We start from the raw sequence: 22752 nt of genomic DNA, 5'->3' as shown, positions 1-22752 counted from the left end.
AGTGAAACAGGGGGTTACAGGGTGGGGGCCGTGAACCGGTTGATCGTGATCGTGCTGTTCGAGGGCGTCGACCTCCTCGACGTCACCGGCCCGCCGGAGGTGTTCTCCCTCGTCCCGCGGGAGACCGCCGGGCGAGCCGGCTACGAGGTCGTGCTGGCCGCCGAGACGACGGCGCCGGTGACGACGGCGGCCGGCGTGCGGATCCTGCCCGACGCCACCTTCCACGAGGTCGCCGAACGAGCGATCGACACCCTGCTGGTGCCTGGCTCCGTCGAGGTGGACGGCGAGCGCCGCATCCACCCCATCACCGACCCCGGCACGGTGGCCTGGGTGAAGGTACTGGCCACCCGCACCCGGCGGGTGACGTCGGTGTGCGTCGGCGCGCACATCCTCGCCGCCGCCGGACTCCTGGACGGCAAACGCGCCACCACGCACTGGTCGACCGCACAGCGGCTCGCCGACGACCACCCGGCGGTGCGGGTCGACCCCGATCCGATCTTCATCCGGGAGGAGGGCGAGGTGTGGACCGGCGCGGGGATCAGCGCCTGCCTGGATCTGTCCCTGGCCCTGGTGGCGGAGGACTTCGGTGAGCAGGTGGCGCTGCGCGTCGCCCGTCAGCTCGTGATGTACCTGAAGCGGCCGGGCGGGCAGTCGCAGTTCAGCGTGCCGTTGGAGCGGGTGTCGCCGAGCCGGCGCATCGAGGACCTCCGGCATCACATCCTGAACAACATCGGCGGGCGTCTGACCGTCCCGGACCTGGCCGCGTACGCGCATGTCAGCGACCGCCAGCTCACCCGCATCTTCAAGACCGAACTCGGCACGACCCCGCACGCCTACATCGAGTCGGCCCGGGTCGAGCTGGCCGGCAACCTGCTGGAGAGCACCGACGACACGCTGGAACGCGTCGCCTCCGTCTGCGGGTTCGGCACCGTCGACACCCTCATCCGGGCGTTCCGCCGCCGCCACGCCGTGACACCGGGCGAGTACCGGGCCCGCTTCCGCGCCGCACCGGCCCGGGGGGCGTCCGAAACGGCTGATCGCGCCCGCCCCGGCCCGAGGGGCGTCTGAAACGGCCTCTGATCGCACCGCTCCGGCCCGGGGGGGGCGTCCGAGACAGCCTGATCGCGCCCGCACCGGCCCGGGGGGACCTCCGAAACGGCCTGATCGCGCCGCACGAGGGCACGGCAACGGCCCGGCGTCCGAGGACACCGGGCCGTCGCCGTGCCGGTGGGGGCCGCCGCGTGCTCAGCGGGTCGCCGGGGTCGGCGAACCCGCCGGCAGGCGGCGGACTTGCCGGGGTCAGAGCGAGGACGCCGCCGAGGCGATGGCGGAGGCGAAGGTGGAGACCTCCGTGTAGACGCCGGGGGCGTTGGGGCGGGCGCAGCCTATGCCCCAGCTCACGATGCCGACCTGGATCCACTGGTTGGCGCTGTCACGGCGGAACATCGGGCCGCCGGAGTCGCCCTGGCAGGTGTCGACGCCGCCCGCGGGCAGGCCGGCGCAGATCTCCTCGTTCGCGATGAGGCCGCTGTAGCCGCTGTAGGAGCGGCACTGGGCGTCGGTGACGAACGGCACGTTGGCCTTGAGCATGTAGCGCTGCTGGGCACCGCCCTCACGGGCCGCGCCCCAGCCGGCCACGGTGAAGGTGCCGGTGTTGTACTGCGTGGTCGTGGCGATCTTCAGCGTCGGCAGGTTGATCGGCTGGGCGAGCTTGATCAGCGCCCAGTCCTTGCCGTCGCCGTTGTAGCCGGGGGCTCGGTACACGTACGTCGAGCGGACCTGCACCCGGCCGCTGGTGGACTGGAGGTCCACGACGCCCGCGGTGGCGGTGATGGAGGTGTTGGCGCCGGTCGCGCCCACACAGTGCGCGGCGGTGAGCACGATCTGCTGGGTGTAGAGCGCGCCGCCACAGCCCATGGAGAGCCGGACCATGAACGGGAACTCGCCCTGCGCGGCACGGGTTCCGCCGACGACGCGGGAGTCGGCGGCCTGCGCGGCCGAGACGGGCTGAAGGCTGACGATCGCGAGAGCGGCGGCGCCGAGGGCCGCGCATCTCTTGAGCGCGGTGAGGAGCTTCTTCAACGTGATGCCTTCCGTGGGGGGTTGGACATACGAACGTGGAGAGAGCACGGGAATGTCGGGGGCATGCCAAACAGGGGGAGTGAGCTTCTGCTGACATGCGCCGGTCAATTCCTTTGCTGGATTATGGGAATCCTGTGACCGCCCCACAAGGGGCAAATTCCGGCCACCACGCCATCCGGACGCGGGCGGGGCCGACGTGAACCCCGCCCGCCCCGAACCGCGTCGGGCCGACGCCGTGCTCAAGCAGCGGGGCGTGAACGGCCGTCAGGCGCGGGAGACACCTCGTCCTGATCCCGTACGACGTGATCGCGCCCCATGCGGAACCCGGCCACCATCAGGCACAGCGCGACCAGTACGGCGCTGACCCACACCGGCGACCGGTAGCCGAGGCCCGCCCCGATGGCCGTACCGCCGAGCCAAGGGCCCAGCGCCGCACCGACGTTGAACGCCGCCGTGGCGAAGCCGCCGGCCAGCGTGGGGGCGTCGGACGCGGCGTGCAGTGCCTGCGAGATCAGCGTGGACCCGACCCCGAAGGACAGGGCGCCCTGCACGAGGACGAGACCGAGCGTCACGGCCGGCGTCCCGGCGCCGAGCGCGAGGGCGGCCCACCCGAGGCACAGGGCGCCACCACCGCCGACCAGCGCCGCACCGGGCCACCGGTCGGCGAGGCGCCCGCCGACGGCGACCCCCGCGAACGACCCCGCGCCGAACAGCGCGAGCACGACCGGCACCCACCCGCTCCCCAGCCCGGTCACGTTGGTGACCAGGGGCGCGAGATAGGTGAAGGTGCAGAAGGTCGCCCCGTTCACCAAGGCGCCCAGGAGCAGGGTGACTTGGAGCCGGGGGCCGCGCAGCGACCGCAGTTCACCGCGCAGCGCGCGACGGCCGGAGCCGGCCGCGCCCGGGGGTACGGACCGTGCCACGGCCGCCACGGCGGGCAGGGAGATCAGCGCGACAGCCCAGAACGCCGCACGCCATCCCCAGAGTTGACCGAGCAGTGCCCCCGCCGGGACGCCCACGACACACGCCAGGGTGACCCCGCCGAGCAGGGTGGACGTGGCCCGCCCCGTGGCCTGTGGCCCGACCATCCCGACGGCCGTGACCAGGGCGACGGCCAGGAACCCGGCGTTGGCCAGCGCCCCCACGACACGGGTGGCGACCAGCACCCCGAAGCTGTCGGTCACCGCCCCCACGACATGGACGGCGAGGAACACCGCCAGGAACCCCAGCAACGCGCCCCGCCGCGACCAGCGCCGCGCGAGCCCGGCCATGAGCGGTGCCCCGGCCACCATCCCCACGGCGAAGGCCGAGGTGAGCGCTCCGGCCGAGGGCACGGAGACCCCCAGGTCCCGGGCGATGTCCGGCACCAGCCCGGACAGCATGAACTCGGACGTCCCCTGTGCGAACACGGCGACGCCCAGCAGAAAGAGAGCGAACGGCATGAAGAAACTCCGCAACCCGAAGTCGAGGTCGAAAACGGCACGTCGAAGCGGCCGTCCGGTGGCGGAGTGAGCCCGGAAGCAGGCGAACCCGAAGGCGAGCGCGAGCGCTCGTCAGGCCGACGTCACGAGCAGCCACCGGAGAGCCGGTGGCCGGAGTCTTGAGGCTTCGGGGCTGGACACGCAGGCAGGCTATGCGGATCCGGGAGCGAGGGGCGACCGGTTTTCCGCGAGGAGCGACCGGTTGTCCGCGGAGAGCCACCGGTCTTCCGCCGGCCCGCGCGGCCGTCGCGCTGCACGATGACGACGGCCGCGAGGCCGACGGCCAGGCCGAGAGCGGTCTGCACTCCGAACGGCTCACCGAACATCAGCGCTCCCCAGACCGCCGTGACCGGAGCCATGAGGAACATCAGCGCGTTGACCTTCGTCACCCCGGAGCGGCGCAGGATGAGCCAGTACAGCCCGTACCCGCCGAAGGTGGGCAGGACGACGAGCCAGACGACCGCGACCCAGAAACCGGCCTCGGCGGGTGGCGCCGCCGCTCCCGCACCCACGGCGAACACCGTGAAGAGCGCGGCGCTGGTGGCGCAGTGGACGGTCAGCGCCACCCCGGGCGCGATCTGCGTACGCGAGCGGCTCTCCAGGAAGGTGGCCGCCACCAGCGAGAGCATGCCGAGGAACGGGACGAGGTAGGCCCACGCGGCGACACCGGTCGCGGCCATGGCGTCGGCCGTGGTGACCAGGGCGACGCCGCCCGCCCCCAGGCACAGGCCGAGCCACTGCCGGCGTGAGACGTACTGCCGCAGGAGCGGTCCGGCCAGCGCCCCGGCGACGAGCGGCTGGACGCCGTCGATCAGGGCCGTGGTGCCGCTGGAGACGCCGAGCTGGATGGCGTAGTAGACGGTGAGCAGATAGCCGCTCTGCGACAGCACACCGATCGCGGCCTGCCGTACGACGTCCCGCACGGCGAGCCCCCGCCATGACGCGCGTCCCAGTGTGGCGGCGACGACGATCAGGACCGCGGCGAGCGGCAGGAACCGCCACATCAGGACCGTGACCGCGGCGGCGCTGCCCGCGCCGAGCTTGGCCCCGATGAACCCGGAGCTCCAGCACAGGACGAACGCGATCGAGAGCAGGGCGTTCACGGACACCCACATCCACTAGACAGATCTGTATACCTGGCTCCGCTTCCCGATTATACAGATCGGTATACTTTCGGCATGGGTACGAGCATGAGCACGGGCACAGGCACCGCACAACAGCCGCAGCGAGTGACCATGACGCGTGCCGCGCGGCGCGTCCTGGAAGCCGCCGAGCGGCTGTTCTACGAGCGCGGCATCCATGCCGTCGGCGTGGATCTCATCGCCGCGGAGGCGGGAGTGACCAAGAAGACCCTCTACGACCGCTTCGGCTCCAAGGAGCGGATCGTCGTGGAGTACCTGGCCGGCCGGGACGAACGCTGGCGGGCCTTCCTCGCGCGGTACCTCGACGACCACCTCGACGCGGCGCACGCGACACCGCGGGCACGCGTCCTGGCCGTGTTCGACGCCTCCCGCGCATGGTCGGCGCAGTACGGCGCCAAGGGATGCAGCATGGTCAACGCGCACGCCGAGATCAGCGACCCGTCCCACCCGGCCTTCGCGGTCATCGCCGGGCAGAAGGAGTGGATGCTCGCCCTGTTCACCGGCCTCGCCCGCGACGTCGCCCCGGACGACGCGGACCGTCTGGGCCGGACGCTGATGCTCCTGCACGAGGGAGCCCTCGTGGCCCACGGCCTGAACGTGTTCCCGGATCCCGTGACGCACGCCCGAGACGAGGCGGCGGCCCTGCTCGACGCCGCGACCGGCGGACCCTGAGGCCGTACACGCCCGATTCCGGATGCTGTAGGCAGGCTCGACTTCCGGCGATGCCGCAAACGCCCGATTCCGGATGCCGTACGGCCCCCGGACTAGGACAGGATCCGACCTCGTTCCCGCCTAACGTGCCCCCATGACCCCCTCCGACGGCACCCAGCCCCTCGCCTTCGAGTCCGCCGCCGCACTCGACACCTGGCTGGCCGGCCACCCCGCCCCGCACCCCGGCCTCTGGATCAAGGTCGCCAAAAAGGGCTCCGGCATCGCCTCCGTCACCGCCGCCGAAGTGAACGACGTGGCCCTGTGCCACGGCTGGATCACGGGGCAGCGCAAAGGGCTCGACGCGTCGTGCTACCTCCAGCGGATCACTCCGCGCCGGCCCGGCAGCCTCTGGTCGATGGTCAATGTGCGGCGGGTGGCGGAACTCGCCGCCGAGGGCCGCATGCGCCCCACGGGCCTCGCCGAGGTCACGGCGGCAAAGGCGGACGGGCGGTGGGCGGGGGCGTACGAGTCGCAGGCCGTGGCGGAGGTCCCGGCCGAGCTGGCCGCGGCACTGGCGGAGAACCCCCGCGCCGGGGCGGCCTTCGAGCGACTGGGCAGGACCGAGCGCTACCAGGTCATGCTCGGCCTGCTGCGCGCCCGGACCGAGCGCACCAGGGCGGCCCAGGTCGCCGCGATCGTGCGGGAAATGGCGAAGCGCCGGTGAGCGTGCTGCTCACCGGCGCTTCGAGGAGGGCGTGGTGTCACGCGTTCCGGATCGCCGAGATGTCGAAGTTCAGCTTGATCTTGTCGGAGACCAGCACGCCGCCCGTCTCCAGCGCGGCGTTCCAGGTCAGGCCCCACTCGGAGCGCAGGATCTCCGCCTTGCCCTCGAAGCCGACGCGCTCGTTGCCGAACGGGTCCTTCGCGGCGCCGTTGAATTCCAGGTCGATGGTGATCGAGCGGGTGGTGCCGAGGATCTCCAGGTCGCCGGTGATGCGGTAGTCCTCGCCGCCGAGAGCCTCCGCCTTGGTGGAGCGGAAGGTCATCGTCGGGAACTCCTCGATCTTGAAGAAGTCCGCGCTCTTGAGGTGGCCGTCACGGTCCGCGGAGCCGGTGTCGATGCTCTCCATCTTGATGTCGAGGGACGCCGTGGACGCCGACGGGTTGCTGCCGTCCAGGTGCAGCGCGCCGCTGAAGTCGAGGAACTTGCCCTTGACGTTGGTGACCATGGCGTGCCGCGCGACGAAGCCGATCGTGGAGTGCGCCGGGTCGATCGTGTACTCGCCGGTCAGCGCTGCCAGGTCGGGGCTGACGGCGGCAGCAGCGGTGGCGGCGTCGGCGTTGTCCTTGCGGTTGAAGATGCCCATGGTGTGCTCCTCGGGAGGTGATGTTGAATCTTGAACTACTCAACGCGGACCACCGTAGACCTATTCCGTTCACCGTTCAACATCATCCGGAGTGTGTCGGTGGAATTACCCACCGTCACGTGATAGGGCATGGACATGACTCCGACGCGCCGTGCCTTCCTGTACGCCGCCGCCCTCACCGCGCCCTCCGCCCACGCCGCCGGAACCCCGGCCCACGCGGCGGACCCCGACCCGTACGACGCCCTGCGCCGGCGCTGGCTCGACATCGCCCTCGGCACCGGCTACGACCCGGCGGAAGAGCCGTACGCCTCCCGCCTCGCCGAGACCGGCACCCTCGCGCGAGGCTTCCAAGCCACCATGGCCCCCACCCTCGACTCCCTGTGGCCCGGCCACCCCTTCGACCCGCCCGCCGGCATCACCCAGAGCTACAGCCGCCTGTGGACGATGACCCGGGCCTACGCCCGGCAGGGCACCGGCTCCACCGCCGACCCCGGCCTCCTCGCCGACGTCCTGCGCGGCCTCGACCACCTCTCCGCCACCGTCTACAACCCCTCCACCACGCGCTACGGCAACTGGTGGGAGTGGCAGATCGGCAGCCCCCGCCTGCTGACGGACATCACGGCCGCGCTGTTCGGCCACCTCACCGACGCCCGCATCGCCGCCGCCTGCGCGGCCGTCGACCACTTCATCCCGGACGCGATGCTCACCGACTACTCGGGCACCTCGACCGGCGCCAACCGCGTCGACCTGTGCCGCAGCGTCGCCCTGCGCGGCATCCTCGGCCGGGCCCCGGCCAAGATCGCGCTCGCCCGGGACGCACTCTCCCCGGTCTTCCCGTACGTCACCAAGGGCGACGGCCTCTACGCCGACGGCTCCTTCGTCCAGCACACCTGGGTCGCCTACTCCGGCACCTACGGGCAGGTCCTCCTCGACGGCCTCGGCCGCCTCTTCGCGCTGCTCGCCGGATCGGAGTGGGAGGTGACCGACCCGAACAGGCAGATCGTCCTCGACAGCGTCGAGCGCGCCTACGCGCCCCTCATCCACGACGGGTTGGTGATGGACGGCGTCAACGGCCGGGCCATCAGCCGCGGTCACCTCAAGAGCGACGACCGGCAGGTGATGCGCAGCGACCACTACCACGGGCAGGGGATCATCGCCGCGATCGCGCTGCTCGCGGACGGCGCGAGCGCGGCGCAGCGCGAGCGCTGGTACGGCCGGGTCAAGGGCTGGATCCAACGGGACACCGTCACCCCGATCTTGACGGCGCCTCAGTTCGATGTGGCCGACCTGGCCCGGCTGCACGCCGTCGCCGAGTCGCCGGTGCCCGCTGCCTCCGACCCCGTCGGCCACCACCTCTTCGCCGCGATGGACCGGGCGGTGCACCGCCGCCCGCGCTTCGTCGCGCACATCGCCATGGCGAGCGACCGCATCGCCCACTACGAGTGCGGCAACGGCGAGAACCCGCGCGGCTGGCACACCGGCGCCGGAATGCTCTCCTGGTGGGCCGACGGCCTGGGCGATCAGTACACCGACTGGTACTGGCCGACCGTCGACTGGTACCGCCTCCCCGGCACGACCGTCTCCACCCGCCGCCTCCCCGACCGGGCCGGCGGCGAGTGGGGCGAGCCCAAGCCCGCCGCGCGATGGGTGGGCGGCACGACCGACGGCGAGTACGCGGCGATCGGCCAGCACCTGAAGGGGCTGGGGTCGACCCTCGAAGCCCGCAAGTCGTGGTTCTGTGCCGCGGACGCCGTGATCTGCCTCGGGGCCGGGATCACCTGCACGGACGGCGTCCCCGTCGAGACCGTCGTCGACAACCGGAACCTGGGGGAGAGCGGCACCCAGGCCCTCGTACGCGGCCGGGGCTGGGCCCACCTGGCGGGCCACGGCGGCTGGGTGGTGCCGTACGGCGAACTGCGCACCCTGCGCGAGGACCGCACCGGGGCCTGGGCCGACATCAACACCGCCGGCACGACCGAGCGCCGCACCCGCCGCTGGCAGACCCTGTGGCTGGATCACGGCACCGACCCGACGGACGCGGCCTACGTCTACCTGCTCATGCCCGGCGCCCGCCGCGCCGAGGTGGCCGCCCGCGCCGCCGACCGGACGTGGTTGTCGGTCCTCGCCAACGACGCCGCCTGCCAGGCGGTCCGCGTGCCCTCCCTGGGCCTGACGGCCGCGAACTTCTGGCAGCCGGGCACGGCCGGTGACCTCACCGCCTCCGCCGGGGCGAGCGTGCTGCTCCGGCGCCGGGGCCGTACCGCTACGCTCTGCGTGAGCGAGCCGCCGCGCACCGGCGAGCCGCTGGAGATCATCTGGGACCACCCCGTACGGCGCATCCTGCGGGCGGACGAGTCGGTCGAGATCCTCGCGGCAGGACGCCGACTGCGCGTCCGTGTCACTCCGGGGATGGTATGCGCGACCCATCGATGTGAGGTGGCTCTCGCCTGACGGCTTTGTGCGACCTCGACAACCCGCACGCCCTCTGAGCAGTCGGAAAGGCTGCATGCGGTGATGGTTCTGTTCAGTGGTACCAGGAAATGGGTCCGGAGACTGTACGGAGTCAACGGCTCGCTTTCCTTCGCGTCCTTCGTAAGGTCGCTACATGACCGTTTTGGATGAGGCACCGGGTGAGCCGATCGACGCCCGCGGGCGGACGGCCGAGCTGCACGAGATCCGTGCGCAGGCGCTGGCCGGCCCGAGCGAGAAGGCGACCGCGGCGCAGCACGCCAAGGGCAAGCTGACCGCCCGGGAGCGCATCGAGCTGCTGCTGGACCCGGGTTCCTTCCGGGAGGTCGAGCAACTGCGCCGGCACCGGGCCCAGGGGTTCGGGCTGGAGGCCAAGAAGCCGTACACCGACGGTGTCATCACCGGCTGGGGCACGGTCGAGGGCCGCACCGTCTTCGTGTACGCGCACGACTTCCGGATCTTCGGCGGCGCGCTGGGCGAGGCCCACGCCACGAAGATCCACAAGATCATGGACATGGCCATCGCGGCCGGTGCGCCGCTGGTCTCCCTGAACGACGGCGCCGGCGCCCGTATCCAGGAGGGCGTCTCGGCCCTCGCCGGCTACGGCGGCATCTTCCAGCGCAACACCAGGGCGTCCGGCGTCATCCCGCAGATCTCGGTGATGCTCGGCCCGTGCGCGGGCGGCGCGGCCTACTCGCCCGCCCTGACGGACTTCGTCTTCATGGTCCGCGAGACCTCGCAGATGTTCATCACCGGCCCGGACGTGGTCAAGGCGGTGACGGGCGAGGAGATCACCCAGAACGGCCTGGGCGGCGCCGACGTGCACGCCGAGACCTCCGGTGTCAGCCACTTCGCGTACGACGACGAGGAGACGTGCATCGCGGAGGTCCGCTACCTCCTCTCGCTCCTCCCGCAGAACAACCGTGAGAACCCGCCCCGGGCCGAGTCTGCCGACGCGCCCGACCGTCGCAGCGAGGTACTCCTCGACCTGGTCCCGGCGGACGGCAACCGGCCGTACGACATGGCCAAGGTCATCGAGGAGATCGTCGACGACGGCGAGTACCTGGAGGTCCACGAGCGCTGGGCGCGGAACATCATCTGCGCGCTGGCCCGCCTCGACGGCCAGGTCGTCGGCATCGTCGCCAACCAGCCGCAGGTGCTCGCCGGGGTGCTGGACATCGAGGCGTCGGAAAAAGCTGCACGCTTTGTCCAGATGTGTGACGCTTTTAACATCCCGATCGTCACTTTCCTGGACGTCCCCGGGTTCCTTCCCGGTGTCGACCAGGAGCACGGCGGCATCATCCGCCACGGCGCGAAGCTCCTCTACGCCTACTGCAACGCGACCGTGCCGCGGATCTCGCTGATCCTGCGCAAGGCCTACGGAGGTGCGTACATCGTCATGGACAGTCAGTCCATCGGTGCGGACCTCACCTACGCCTGGCCGACGAACGAGATCGCCGTGATGGGCGCGGAAGGCGCGGCCAACGTCATCTTCCGCCGGCAGATCGCCGAGGCCGAGGACCCCGAGACCATGCGGGCCCGCATGGTCAAGGAGTACAAGTCCGAGCTCATGCACCCCTACTACGCGGCCGAGCGCGGCCTGGTGGACGACGTGATCGACCCCGCCGAGACCCGCGAAGTCCTGGTCCGCTCCCTGGCGATGCTGCACACCAAGCACGCCGACCTGCCGTCCCGCAAGCACGGCAACCCCCCGCAGTAACCCACCGGTACCGCTGCGGAAACCTCTCTCACGGAGACTGACACCCATGAACCTCCCTGATATCCGCGTCGAGAAGGGCCACGCCGAGCCCGAGGAAGTCGCCGCCATCACGGCGATCCTCCTGGCCCGCGCCGCCGCCCAGCCCACCGCCGCGCCGACCCACCGAGGCCGCCCGAAGGCAGGCTGGCGCCGCCTGGAGCGCGAGCCGGGCTTCCGGGCCCCGCATAGCTGGCGCTGACTTTCTGAGCGTGGCCACGGCCCCGTCCTCCCTGGGGGAGGACGGGGCCGTGGTGTGTCTCACCGAACTGCCGCCTGACACCAACGACTTGCGGCCCCCATCCCTCCCGCAGGAGGAACGAGGGCCGCAAACGAAACGTGCCGGAGGGCGGACCGCTAGCGCAGGCGGGCCATCAAGGCGTGCTCGACCAGGGTGATCAGCGCGCTCTTGGCGTCCGCGCGGTGGCGGGCGTCCGTGGTGATGATCGGGGTGTCGGGCCCGATCTGGAGCGCCTCGCGGACCTCGTCCGGGTTGTACGGCTGGTTGCCGTCGAAGCCGTTCAGGGCGATCACGAACGGGAGGCCCGAGTTCTCGAAGTAGTCGACCGCGGGGAAGCAGTCGGCGAGACGGCGGGTGTCCACGAGCACGATCGCGCCGATGGCGCCGCGCACCAGGTCGTCCCACATGAACCAGAAGCGGTCCTGGCCGGGCGTACCGAAGAGGTACAGGATCAGGTCCTGGTCCAGGGTGATACGGCCGAAGTCCATGGCAACCGTGGTGGTCGTCTTGTCCCCGGTGTGAGTGAGGTCGTCGATGCCAGCGGAGGCTGACGTCATCACGGCCTCTGTGCGCAGCGGGTTGATCTCCGAGACGGCGCCGACGAACGTGGTCTTGCCCACGCCGAAGCCGCCCGCCACCACGATCTTCGCTGAGGTGGTGGAGCGGGAAGGACCGCCGCTAGAGCTTGCGAAGTCCACTGAGCACCCTTTCGAGCAGTGTCACGTCTGGCTGGCCGCCGGCGTTCTCGTCGCCGCCGGGCTGATGGATCGCGACCAGTCCCGCCTCCGCCAAGTCGGCGACGAGGATCCTGGCCACGCCGAGAGGGATCGTCAGCAGGGCCGAGACCTCGGCGACCGACTTGATCTCACGGCAGAGGTTGCAGATCCGCTGATGCTCGGGCAGTTGGCCCTGCATCTGATGCGGCTGCGCGGTGGTGTGCACCAGCGCCTCGATGGCGAGCTGGTAGCGAGGGCGCGTCCGGCCGCCGGTCATGGCGTACGGGCGCACCAGGGGGTTGTTCGACGCCCCGGCGGGCGCCGGCTCAGGGGCGCGTCGCTGCGGCTGCACCGGCTGGATGCGCGGAGCCGGCTGCTGGTCGTACGGCGAGGGGCCGGGGCCCTGCGGCGCGTACGGCTGCCTCTGGCTCGGCTGGGAGGGGAAGTTGTACCGGTTCTGGGAACCGTCGTTCTGGCCCTGGGCAGGGCCGTACGACCAGTTGCCCGATGACGAACCGTCTGGGGGTGTTGCCACTTTCTCTCCTCCTCCGACCGTGCCTGGCACCCATCATGTGGAGCCGCGTCCCGAAACCTTACGGCCACGGGACGCCAAAACGCACCGACTGTCTGTTAGTTGAGCAGGCTGCCTTGAAGCTCCGCACGCAGATCCGGCGTCAGGACCGAACCGGCACGGTCGACCAGAAGCGCCATCTCGTACCCAATGAGGCCGATGTCCGCCTCGGGGTGTGCGAGAACTGCGAGCGAGGAACCGTCGGAGACGGACATGATGAAGAGGAATCCCCGCTCCATCTCCACAACCGTCTGGTTCACGCTGCCGCCCTCGAAGATGCGGGAGGCGCCTGCCGTCAGAGACGTCAGACCGGAGGCGACGGCCGCGAGCTGGTCGGCGCGGTCGCGCGGAAAGCCTTCGGACATCGCCAGAAGGAGTCCGTCGGCGGAGACCACCACCGTGTGCGACACCCCGGGGGTGTTGTCCACGAAGTTGGTGATCAACCAGTTCAGGTTCTGTGCCGCCTGGCTCATCGGGCTCACACTAACGCTCCTGGTTGTAGGTGCTGTCAGGGCCGAAGCCCTGGCCGTTCGTTTCGCTGTTTGCACTGCGTCCCCGCTGGACACCGCGGCGCAGGTTGCTCAGCCTGCCCCTGACGTCCTCGGGGGCGCGGGAGACCTGTGGGCCGCCCTGAGGGGTGGCTTCGGCGGCTCCCTGGACCAGGTTGGCCTTCGGGACCCGCCGCGGCAGGCCGGAGGAGGTGACCCCGCCCGCCTTGGGCTTGCGGAGCTGCGAGGCCTGCTGCCAGCGCTCATCGTTCTGCGAGCGCCAGGACTCGTTGCCGTTGTTCTCCGGTGCGGACGCCGGTGCCGGCGTCTCCTGCCGAGCGGGCCGGGTGCCGTTGGCGCCGTTCACGGAGGCACCGCGGCGCGGAAGCCCGGCATCGGTCATCGTGTGGCCGGCGGAGGGGGCCGCTCCCGGACGGTCGAAGCCTACGCGGTCGCGCTCACTCACGTCATCGGCCTGCGCCGATTCCGCTTGCGGAGCGTACTGGTCCGGGTAGTCGTTGCGGTAGCCGTCCTGCTGCGGCCAGTCGTCCTGGTGGCGCCGCTGCTCGAAGGCCGGGAAGGACTCCGGGGCGGAGGTGCCGGCGGCCGCGGGCTCCTCACGAGCGGGCTCCGCATAGGAGGGCTCGGGGTAGCCGCCGCCGGACGAGAAGGTGTCGTTGCGCGGCAGGCCGCCGTTCTGCCCGTAGTACGTGTCGTCGTACGCCGGACGCTGTTCCTCGTACGACGCCTGCTGCGGCTCGTCGTACGCCGCCTGCTGCTGCTCCTCGTACGCCTGCTGCCGGTCGTAGCCCTCGCGCTGTTCGCCGAAGCCGCCGGGACCGTTGCCGTAGGAGGGCTGCGCCGGGAAGTCGTCGGCGTAGGCGGGCAGCTCAGGGGTGTCCTGGGGCTGGCCGTGCATCTCGGCCTCCAGGGCCGCGCGGCGCTCACCGCGCAGCAGGGAGCGGCCGACCGGGTCCAGGTCGCGCAGGTCGTCCGGAACCTCGGCGTTGTAGCGGCTGTCGTCGAAGCCGAGCTCGGCGGCCGTACGCAGCGGCTGCTGGTTGAAGTTCTCACCCTGGAAGTGCTGCTCCGGGATGATCTGCGAGACGGTGAACTCGTCCTGGGCCGGCTGCTGCTCGCCGCCGCCACCGTGCGTGATGGCGTCCGGCAGCATGACCAGCGAGGTCGTGCCGGCCTGCTCGCCGGAGGGGCGGAGCTGGACGCGGATGCCGTGCCGGTCGGACAGCCGGCCGACCACGAACAGGCCCATGCGCTGGGATATCGCGGCGTCGACGGTCGGCGGGTTGGCCAGCTTGTGGTTGATGTCCGCGAAGTCCTCGGCGGTCAGGCCGATGCCCTTGTCGTGGATCTCGATCATGATCCGACCGTCGGGGAGACGGGTGGCGGTCACACGAACCTTGGTCTGCGGGGAGGAGAACGTCGTCGCGTTCTCCAGCAGCTCGGCGAGCAGGTGCACGAGGTCGGTCACGGCGCGGCCGTGGATCTCGGCCTCCGGGACACCGGAGAGCTCGATGCGCTCGTACTGCTCCACCTCGGAGGAGGCGGCGCGCAGGACGTCGACCAGCGGGACCGGCTGGTCCCAGCGGCGGCCGGGCTCCTCGCCGGCGAGGACGAGGAGGTTCTCGCCGTTGCGGCGCATACGGGTCGCGAGGTGGTCCAGCCGGAAGAGGTTCTCGAGCTGGTCCGGGTCGGCCTCGTTGTTCTCCAGGTCGGTGATCAGGGTGAGCTGGCCCTCGATCAGCGACTGGTTGCGGCGCGACAGGTTGGTGAAGATCGCGTTGATGTTGCCCCGCAGCAGGGCCTGCTCGGCGGCGAGCCGGACGGCCTCGCGGTGGACCTGGTCGAAGGCGCGGGCGACTTCGCCGATCTCGTCCCGGGTGTTGATCGGGATGGGCGCGACCCGGGTGTCGACACGGCCGGGGTCGGTGCGCGAGAGCTGGTCGACCAGCATGGGCAGGCGCTGCTCGGCGATGCCGAAGGCGGCGTTGCGGAGCTGGCGCATCGCGCGGGACATCTGGCGGGCCACCATGCCGGCCAGGATGAACGCGGCGAGCAGGGCGACCACGACGGCGGCACCGGTGATCAGGGCGTCGCGCTTGGCGTCGTCGGAGATCACCGAGGCCTCGTTCACCGCGGTGTTGGCGAGGTCGTTCTCGATGTCGCGGTACGCGTTGTACTTGAGGGTGTTGACCGCCCACCAGTTCTCGGCGGTGATGCCCCCCGCGGCGAGCGTGGCCCGCTCGCTGGTGTCCGTGGAGCCGAGCTGGGCGAGCGCACCGACCATCTTGACCGGGTCGGACGGCGGCGCCACGTAGTCCGGGTTCTTCTGCTTGGCCGCCGTGGCCATCGCCACGCCCTCGGCCTTGATCTCCTTGGTGGCGTCCTCGAGCTTCTGGTTGTCCTGCTCGGTGCCACCGCTGATGTACTCCTGGATGGCGATGCCCTCCAGGTAGGCGTACGAGGAGAGGGCGACGCGCTGCTTGGCCAGGTCCGTGGCCTTGGGGCCCGGCTTGACCAGCATGTGCATGCCGATGGAGCGCTCCAGCGAGAGCGCGCCCTTGGTGAGCGAGATGGCGTAGACGGTACGGCCGTAGCTGGTGATGTTTCCGGTGCCCAGGCCCAGCTCGTTGGAGAACTCGAGCAGACGGTGCTCGACCTCGACGTAGCCCTCTTCGGTCTTCACGCCGTCGAGCTTGTTGGTGTAGGCGGCGGCGCGCAGGTCCGTCAGGTCCGGCTCCACCTCGCGGAAGCGCTCCAGACGGCGCACCAGGTTGGGCCGGTCCGGCATGTTCTGGGCGGCCACGTCGAAGGCGTCGGCGGCCTTGTCGGTCGCGGCGCGGACCTTGACGACCGTCGGGTCGTCCTCGCCCTTGCCCTGGAGGAGGGGAGCGGCGGACACGTCGCGCTCGACGAGGAGGGCATCGCCGTAGGTGAGGGCGGCGGCGACCAGGCGCGCGGTGTTCTCCGCGTCCTCGGCCTCCTGCCAGGTGTCGATCGAGCTCTTCACCTGGAAGCCGCCCATGACGAGGCCGACCATCACGGGTATGAGCAGGATCGCGTTCAGCCGGGTCGGCACGCGCCAGTTACGCGGCGAGAGGCGGCCGCCGCTTGATGCGGGCGCCGCCGTTGGTTCCGATCCGGGCACAGGGACAGGCGCCGCTCCGCGCGGCGGCGGGGTGAAGTTGCCCCGGGCCGACGGCTCGGGACTGTTCTTGCTTCGCCTCACTCGACCAACAACCTTCCGGCGGGGTCGGCACCTACGTTTGTGCCGCAGTGTCTCAGAGCCCAGTTCGCCATCGAGTACGTAGTACTGCTGAGTACGTCTTTGACTATTGGGCAGTTCTCGCATTCCAGCACGTGGGCCTGCGCTCTTCCAAACAGTGGAAGGAACAGATTCCGAGCCGTGAATGCCCTAGATAAAACGGTCATAAAGAACGAGCCCCGCCAAAAGGCGGGGCGTTTGTACGCGCAGCGAGACCGCTTGACCGCGACGAGTGGCCGTACCACCCGATTCCTCTGCCGAAACGTTATGAACAACGGAGCCGACCGTGTCAAAGGCCACAGCCGGCTCCGGCACATCTACGACAACTGCCGTATGGCGCTGCTGATTTGCCCTACCGCAGCCGGGCCATGAGCGCGTGCTCGACCAGGGTGATCAGCGCACTCTTGGCATCGGCCCGGTGCCGGGCGTCGGTGGTGATGATCGGCGCGTCCGGACCGATCTGAAGCGCCTCGCGCACCTCGTCGGGCGTGTAGGGCTGGTGCCCGTCGAAGCCGTTGAGGGCGATCACGAACGGCAGACCGCTGTTCTCGAAGTAGTCGACCGCCGGGAAGCAGTCGGCCAGGCGCCGGGTGTCCACGAGCACCACCGCACCGATCGCGCCGCGCACCAGGTCGTCCCACATGAACCAGAAGCGGTCCTGGCCGGGCGTACCGAACAGGTACAGGATCAGGTCCTGGTCCAGGGTGATACGGCCGAAGTCCATGGCCACCGTGGTGGTGGTCTTGTCGCCGGTGTGAGTCAGGTCGTCGATGCCCGCGCTCGCGGATGTCATGACGGCCTCGGTGCGCAGCGGGTTGATCTCCGAGACGGCGCCGACGAACGTGGTCTTGCCCACGCCGAAGCCACCCGCCACCACGATCTTGGCGGAAGTGGTCGCCCGACCCGGTTCAGAGCTTGCGAAGTCCACTGAGCACCCTTTCGAGCAGCGTCACGTCCGGAGCGCCGCCGTTGTTCTCGTCGCCACCCGGCTGGTGGATGGCGACCAGGCCGGCCTCGGCGAGGTCCGCGACGAGGATCCTGGCCACGCCCAGCGGCATGGACAGCAGAGCGGAGACCTCGGCGACCGACTTCACCTCACGGCACAGGTGGCAGATGCGCTGGTGCTCCGGGAGGAGCCCCATGAGCGCTGCCGGGTCGGCCGTCGTGCTGATCAGGGCCTCGATGGCCAACTGGTAGCGCGGCCGGGTCCGGCCACCGGTCATCGCGTACGGACGTACCAGCGGCTGGTCGCCCTCATCCTCGTACGGCTCCGCGTACGGATCATGAGAGGCGGTGGGCGGGGTCATGAATCCTCCGGGCTGGGACAGCAAGTCGGTCAGTCAAGCCGTCTGGGTGAGGGCCAGTGGGGGGATTGTGGCGGCCGGACGGTGATTTGGTGAGACGGATTGGATCCGCGCGATCAGTGGAGCAGACTGCCTTGCAGTTCGGCGCGCAGGTCGGGCGTGAGCACCGCGCCCGCGCGGTCGACCAGCAGCGCCATCTCGTAGCCGACGAGGCCGATGTCGCATTCGGGGTGGGCGAGGACGGCGAGGGACGATCCGTCCGAGACCGACATCAGGAAAAGGAACCCCCGCTCCATTTCCACGACGGTCTGGGCGACGTCGCCGCCCTCGAAGATCCGGGACGCGCCCGCCGTGAGCGAGGTCAGGCCCGACGCGACGGCCGCCAACTGGTCGGCTCGGTCGCGGGGGAAGCCCTCCGACATCGCCAGCAGCAGGCCGTCGGCGGACACGACGACGGTGTGGGACACACCCGGGGTGTTGTCCACGAAGTTGGTGATCAACCAGTTGAGATTTTGTGCCGCCTGGCTCATCTGGCTCAACTAACGCTCCTGCTGGTGAGTGGGGCTCGGGAAGCTGCCGGTCTGACCGGTACCGGTACCGGCCTGACGACCCTGTGCGATACCCCGACGGAGATTGGTCAGCCGACCGCGTACGTCATCAGGCGCACGCGAGATCTGCGGACCGGTTTGGTGCTGTTGCTGCTGAGCCGTACCCGCGACGAGGTTCGCCCTGGGCACCCGGCGCGGCAGGCCGGAGGTGGTGACGCCGCCCGCGGCCGGCTGCCTGACGCGTTCAGCCTGCCGGACGAGGTCGTCGTTCGGCGAGCTGCGCCAGGAGGTCGACGCGGGACGTTGGGGAGCGGGGGGCTGCTGCGGCCGCTCGGCGGGAGCCTGCGGCTCCTGGTGCGCGGCGGGCGCCGGGGCCGAACCGCCGGCATCGGGCTGACGCCCCTGCGGACCGCCGTGGAACCAGTTGGTCTCCAGCGTGTCGTACAGCGGGGTACGTCCGTCGCCGGGACCCGTCGCGGGCGGCAGGGCCTCGGGCTCCTGGCGCGGCCGCTGCTGCGGACGCTGCGGGACCGGGGGCTGCGCCGGGCCGACGAGGCCGGAGTTGCCGCCGTAGCTGCCGTTGGCCTGGGGCCGCTCGAACTGGCCGGTGGAGTCGGCGTTCTGGCGGCCGGGCAGGGAGTGCTGCCCGGTCGAGCTGCCGTCGTAGCCCTGCGGTACGGAGAACTGGCCCGTCTGCGACGAGTTGTTCTGGCCCGGGGAGCCGTAGACGTCCGGGCGGACGAACTGACCGGTGTTCTGCGATCCGTTCGCGCCGGGGTTCTGCGGCCCGCTGGTACCGGGACGGGCGAACTGGCCCGTGTTCTGCGGGTTGTACGCGCCGGGGGCCGGGGCGTCGAAGTCCGGGCGGGCGAACTCCGAGGTGGAGCCGGGGCCCTGCCGGTCGTCGACGCGCGGCATCCGGGAGGTCTGTGCGGGGTCCTCGTCGTGCCCGCGCGGGGTGTCGAGCGAGGCGCGCGGCACCGGCGGCTGCGCGTTCTCGTCGCTCCAGCTCGGGCGGGAGGGCTGACCGGCACCCGGCAGCTCGGCACGCGGACCACCGCGCGGCGGAAGCTGCGGCTGGCGGCCACGACGGCCCTTCTCGCCACCGGGGGGCGGCGACTGCGGCGCCGGCGAGCCGCCGGGCCGGGACTGCTCGCGGCCGGAGCCGCGGTTGCCGCCGTAGGAGTCCTGGCCTGCGCCGTAGGAGTCCTGGCCGCCACCGAACGCGTCCATGCCCGCGGCCTGCATGCCCTGCGGAGCACCGGGAGCCTGACCGCCGAAGCCGGCGCCCGCGGCAGGGCGACCCTGCGACGGGGCGCCCGGACCCTGCGGTCCACGCGGCGCGCCCGGTCCACCCTGCGGTCCGCCGTCCCGTCCGGGCAGCGCGGCCCGCGGTCCCTGACCGGCACCGAGCCGGCCACCGCCGGACGCACCGGCGCCGAGCGCACCACCCTGAGCACCGCCACCCGGCGCACCCGCGCCGAGCGAGCCGCCCTGGGCCTGACGGCGGGCGGCAGCCACACCGGCTGCGGCCTGCGCGGCGGCCGGACCGCCGGAGGCACCGGGGCCGTTCGGACCGGGCTTGCCACCGGCCGGCTTCTTGCCGCCCTGGGCGACGTCCACGGGCAGCATGACCAGCGCGGTCGTACCACCGGAGTCGGACGGGCGGAGCTGGATGCGGATGCCGTGCCGCTGCGACAGACGACCGACCACGAAGAGGCCCATGCGGCGGGAGACGGAGACGTCCACGGTGGGCGGCGAGGCGAGCCGCTCGTTGATCGCCGCGAGGTCCTCGGGGGAGAGGCCGATACCGGTGTCGTGGATCTCGATCAGGACGCGGCCGTCGGGCAGCGCGTGACCGGTGACCTTGACCTTGGTCTGCGGCGAGGAGAAGGAGGTCGCGTTCTCGAGCAGCTCGGCGAGCAGGTGCACGAGGTCGTTGACCACGCGGCCGGCCACTTCGGTGGTCGGCACGGAGGCCAGCTCGATGCGCTCGTACTGCTCCACCTCGGACGCGGCGGCACGGAGCACGTCGACCAGCGGGACCGGGCGGGTCCAGCGGCGGCCGGGCTCTTCACCGGCGAGGACGAGGAGGTTCTCACCGTTACGGCGCATGCGCGTCGCGAGGTGGTCGAGCTTGAACAGCGAGGAGAGCTGGTCCGGGTCGGCCTCGCGCGACTCCAGTTCGGAGATGAGCGAGAGCTGACGCTGGATGAGGCCCTGGGAGCGGCGCGAGAGGTTGGTGAACATCGCGTTGACGTTGCCCCGCAGCAGGGCCTGCTCGGCGGCGAGGCGGACCGCCTCGCGGTGCACGTCGTCGAAGGCCGCGGCCACCTGGCCGATCTCGTCCCGGGAGTGCACACCGACCGACTCGACGGAGGTGTCGACGTCCTGCGGGTCCGCCTCCGAGAGCTGCTTGACCAGCTCGGGCAGACGGTCCTGGGCGACCCTGGTGGCGGTCTCCTCCAGGCGGCGCAGCGAGCGGATCATGGAGCGGGCCACGACGAAGGCGCCGACCAGCGAGACACCGAGCACGATCAGGATCAGCGCACCGGAGATGATCGCCTCGCGCTCGGAGGCGTTGCGCAGCTCGCGGGCCTTCTGCTCCATCTCCTCGAGCAGCGTGGTCTCGATCGCGCGCATGCCCTGGAGCTTGGTGGTGCTGTCGTCCACCCAGTCCCGGTAGGAGCGGCGGTCCAGGTCGGCGAGGCCGTTGGGGTTGCCGAGGGCGCGGCCGGCGTACTTGTCGGTGGCCGCGATGGTCGGGTTGCCCTCTTCGATGGGCTTGAGCAGCTCGGCGGACTCGGCGCCGTAGATGCTCTTGAACTGACGCAGCTCGGACTTCTGGCTCGTCAGCGCCGACGACGCGTACAGCCGGTCGTTCTCGGTCAGGTCGCCGCGCTGGGTGTTGTTCGCGGGCAGTGCCGCCGCGAGGACCGCGCGCTGGATGGAGGCGTACTCCTTGGCGGTGGAGAAGGCGGACAGAGCACGCGTGCTCTGGATCATCTCCGGGTTGCTGGTCGCCTCCGCCATGTCCTGGGAGAGGCTGAGCAGGTTGGTGATCAGCCGGTGGTAGGCCTCCACCGTCTGGGTGGAGTTGCCGTCGGCCTCGTAGGCGGTGTTGCGGATCCTCGCGATGTCGTTCAGGTCGCCGACGAGCTGGACGAGGTTGTCGCGGACGCCCTTGAGGTTGCCGTCCTTGCTGGTGTCGTCGATCTCCTCGGAGGCCTCGATGAAGCCCGTCATGGCCCGGTCCGTCTTGTCCCGGTAGCCCTTGACCGTGTAGTCGGAGGCCTTGGCGCCGTGCGCGAGGGGACCGGCGGACTGGTCGCGCTCCTCCTGGAGCGCCGCCGCCAGCTCGGTGGCCCGCTTGGTCATGTCCGTCAGCAGCCGCATGTTCTCGAGCTGCTGGATGTCGTCCATGTTGTCGCTGATGCGCAGTGCGCCCAGCGAGGTGGCCGCGACCACCGGGAGCGTCAGCAGCGCGACGAGGCGTGTGGAGATACGCCAGTTGCGCAGGGCTATTCGCGATCCCGGGCCGACAGGGCTCTTCGAAGCCTTCGCCGGCGGTGCGGTGGGGTTAGCCGTGCCCGGGGACGCCGACACGGCGGGGCGCCCGGAGCGCTCACCGCCGTCCACCGACGCCGTAGGGCCCGGGTTCTGGGCGTGCTGGGGCGAGGGACCTCGGTCGGTCCCGCCGTGCTCCGGCTCCGCCGAAGCGCTGCCATCCCTCTTGAAACGTCCCTGCACTAGCGTCGCAACCTCTGGACCAGGCGCCCTTCCGCGTGAACGGACGGGCACGGTGTCGGCGTATTAGGGAGCGTCCTGAACACGCTCCCCGATGGTCGTGAGTGACCGGCGCTGGCTCCCCCTTCTCGCCGCCACTCGGCGCTCGAAGCGCCCCCTGTGCGCCGGCTCGATCCTGCGGCGGTCCGTGAGATTCCAGCACAGTGCAGGATCTCCAACAAGGCCCGTAGGTCGAGCCGTAACATACGTGACGCCACGTGAGTGCGAGATTACCTGCCGTAGAATTTAATCTCCCCCATAACGGACTTATGCCCGCGAGCCGCTCGTGCGCGGGGGGTGTCCCAGTCGCCATGATCAGGAGCGGAATGACGGGTTCAGGGGGGCAATGTCCGTTTCGTCGGAGTGAAATGCAAGTCTGAATTGACCGATTTGCCCGTAGCTCCGTGAGCAAACTCACATACCGATCAAGCGGTCTTCACGGCTTCTCGCGGGAATCGCATGTTTAGCCTGACGTTTTACAAGAGGGATGATTCTGCCAACCCGCTCTACGACAGGACCCAGTACAGCCGTGAAGACGACGATGATCCGCACCATAGCCAACCCGCGGCGCACGACGCTGGCCCACCTCGCCGACGCCGAGGAACTGCACATCCCGCAGCAGCCGGAGCACTCCCTCGATCTTCCCGCTCAGACCGCCAACCCCAAGCGCACCATCCTCCAGGAGATGCCCGTCACCGCCACCGCCCAGTAGTACGCGGGACGGCGGCCGATTGTTCAATAACGTACGAACAATCGGTCGTGTGACGGCTTGTGCACGCGGCCTCGGCGCCCGCGACAATGGGCGAGGCGCCAGCCCCTGACCGCGTTAGCCTGGAGCGTCAGACTCCAGCTTGCTCAAGTGAGGGG

Annotated in this window: 19 protein-coding genes; 7 read left to right on the top strand and 12 right to left on the bottom strand. The window is 70.7% G+C overall.

Translation table 11 applies throughout. The features are described 5' to 3' along the window. Positions 1-21: 21 nt before the first annotated feature. Complete coding sequence (locus tag ACZ69Q_RS38165) at positions 22-1068, top strand: GlxA family transcriptional regulator (protein ID WP_471051397.1); 1047 nt, start codon at positions 22-24, stop codon at positions 1066-1068. 231 nt (positions 1069-1299) lie between these two features. Here ACZ69Q_RS38165 and ACZ69Q_RS38160 read toward each other — a convergent pair whose 3' ends face one another. The 3 genes from ACZ69Q_RS38160 to ACZ69Q_RS38150 all read right to left on the bottom strand — a co-directional run bounded on the left by ACZ69Q_RS38160 (position 1300) and on the right by ACZ69Q_RS38150 (position 4666). Beyond that, positions 1300-2082: a serine protease gene (locus tag ACZ69Q_RS38160; protein ID WP_471051395.1), complete on the bottom strand. Its 783-nt coding sequence runs from the start codon at positions 2080-2082 to the stop codon at positions 1300-1302. A gap of 239 nt (positions 2083-2321) precedes the next feature. Beyond that, a complete protein-coding gene (locus ACZ69Q_RS38155; protein ID WP_471051392.1) occupies positions 2322-3524 on the bottom strand; it encodes a Cmx/CmrA family chloramphenicol efflux MFS transporter in 1203 nt (400 codons plus the stop codon). Positions 3525-3646: 122 nt separating this feature from the next. Further along, positions 3647-4666, bottom strand: a complete 1020-nt coding sequence (locus ACZ69Q_RS38150) for a DMT family transporter (protein ID WP_471051502.1) — start codon at positions 4664-4666, stop codon at positions 3647-3649. Positions 4667-4798: 132 nt separating this feature from the next. Between ACZ69Q_RS38150 and ACZ69Q_RS38145 the strand changes: the two genes are divergently transcribed. After that, positions 4799-5377 carry a TetR/AcrR family transcriptional regulator gene (locus ACZ69Q_RS38145; protein WP_471051499.1) on the top strand — a complete coding sequence of 193 codons (579 nt, stop codon included), beginning with the start codon at positions 4799-4801 and terminating at the stop codon, positions 5375-5377. A 133-nt stretch (positions 5378-5510) separates the two neighbouring features. Continuing rightward, positions 5511-6080 carry a YdeI/OmpD-associated family protein gene (locus ACZ69Q_RS38140; protein ID WP_471051390.1) on the top strand — a complete coding sequence of 190 codons (570 nt, stop codon included), beginning with the start codon at positions 5511-5513 and terminating at the stop codon, positions 6078-6080. Positions 6081-6117: 37 nt separating this feature from the next. On the opposite strand, the gene ACZ69Q_RS38135 is transcribed toward ACZ69Q_RS38140, so the two are convergent. Further along, complete coding sequence (locus ACZ69Q_RS38135) at positions 6118-6723, bottom strand: YceI family protein (RefSeq protein ID WP_471051388.1); 606 nt, start codon at positions 6721-6723, stop codon at positions 6118-6120. A 135-nt stretch (positions 6724-6858) separates the two neighbouring features. On the opposite strand from ACZ69Q_RS38135, the gene ACZ69Q_RS38130 reads away from it, so the two are divergent. The 3 genes from ACZ69Q_RS38130 to ACZ69Q_RS38120 all read left to right on the top strand — a co-directional run bounded on the left by ACZ69Q_RS38130 (position 6859) and on the right by ACZ69Q_RS38120 (position 11150). Next, positions 6859-9174: a polysaccharide lyase 8 family protein gene (locus tag ACZ69Q_RS38130; protein ID WP_471051385.1), complete on the top strand. Its 2316-nt coding sequence runs from the start codon at positions 6859-6861 to the stop codon at positions 9172-9174. Positions 9175-9328: 154 nt separating this feature from the next. Beyond that, entirely contained in the window at positions 9329-10912 is a 1584-nt protein-coding gene (locus tag ACZ69Q_RS38125) for an acyl-CoA carboxylase subunit beta (RefSeq protein WP_471051382.1), read from the top strand. 46 nt (positions 10913-10958) lie between these two features. Next, a complete protein-coding gene (locus tag ACZ69Q_RS38120) occupies positions 10959-11150 on the top strand; it encodes an acyl-CoA carboxylase subunit epsilon (protein WP_330356368.1) in 192 nt (63 codons plus the stop codon). Positions 11151-11305: 155 nt separating this feature from the next. Here the strand turns inward: ACZ69Q_RS38120 and ACZ69Q_RS38115 are convergent, their stop codons facing one another. The 8 genes from ACZ69Q_RS38115 to ACZ69Q_RS38080 form a co-directional block, all read right to left on the bottom strand. Then, positions 11306-11887, bottom strand: coding sequence for a GTP-binding protein (locus ACZ69Q_RS38115; RefSeq protein WP_026248371.1), 582 nt, complete (start codon positions 11885-11887; stop codon positions 11306-11308). Continuing rightward, the gene (locus ACZ69Q_RS38110; RefSeq protein WP_471051379.1) at positions 11868-12440 is read right to left on the bottom strand and encodes a DUF742 domain-containing protein; all 573 of its coding nucleotides are present in this window, start codon (positions 12438-12440) and stop codon (positions 11868-11870) included. Before ACZ69Q_RS38110 ends, ACZ69Q_RS38115 begins: the two co-directional genes overlap by 20 nt. Before the next feature lie 95 nt (positions 12441-12535). Further along, positions 12536-12949, bottom strand: a complete 414-nt coding sequence (locus tag ACZ69Q_RS38105) for a roadblock/LC7 domain-containing protein (protein ID WP_037781109.1) — start codon at positions 12947-12949, stop codon at positions 12536-12538. Positions 12950-12959: 10 nt separating this feature from the next. Next, the gene (locus ACZ69Q_RS38100) at positions 12960-16211 is read right to left on the bottom strand and encodes a sensor histidine kinase (RefSeq protein WP_471051376.1); all 3252 of its coding nucleotides are present in this window, start codon (positions 16209-16211) and stop codon (positions 12960-12962) included. A 388-nt stretch (positions 16212-16599) separates the two neighbouring features. Then, complete coding sequence (locus tag ACZ69Q_RS38095) at positions 16600-17175, bottom strand: GTP-binding protein (protein ID WP_030051303.1); 576 nt, start codon at positions 17173-17175, stop codon at positions 16600-16602. Then, positions 17156-17554 (bottom strand): DUF742 domain-containing protein, encoded by a 399-nt coding sequence (locus tag ACZ69Q_RS38090; RefSeq protein WP_003997626.1) that lies wholly within the window; start codon positions 17552-17554, stop codon positions 17156-17158. Before ACZ69Q_RS38090 ends, ACZ69Q_RS38095 begins: the two co-directional genes overlap by 20 nt. Before the next feature lie 113 nt (positions 17555-17667). Further along, positions 17668-18081 carry a roadblock/LC7 domain-containing protein gene (locus ACZ69Q_RS38085; RefSeq protein ID WP_005479910.1) on the bottom strand — a complete coding sequence of 138 codons (414 nt, stop codon included), beginning with the start codon at positions 18079-18081 and terminating at the stop codon, positions 17668-17670. A gap of 9 nt (positions 18082-18090) precedes the next feature. Continuing rightward, a complete protein-coding gene (locus ACZ69Q_RS38080; RefSeq protein WP_471051373.1) occupies positions 18091-21849 on the bottom strand; it encodes a sensor histidine kinase in 3759 nt (1252 codons plus the stop codon). 565 nt (positions 21850-22414) lie between these two features. Here ACZ69Q_RS38080 and ACZ69Q_RS38075 point away from each other — a divergent pair. Continuing rightward, positions 22415-22597 (top strand): hypothetical protein, encoded by a 183-nt coding sequence (locus tag ACZ69Q_RS38075; protein WP_471051370.1) that lies wholly within the window; start codon positions 22415-22417, stop codon positions 22595-22597. Positions 22598-22752 lie beyond the last annotated feature (155 nt).

The organism is Streptomyces sp. NPDC036764 (assembly GCF_055609385.1).
This window is presented reverse-complemented; position numbering and strand designations above follow the sequence as displayed.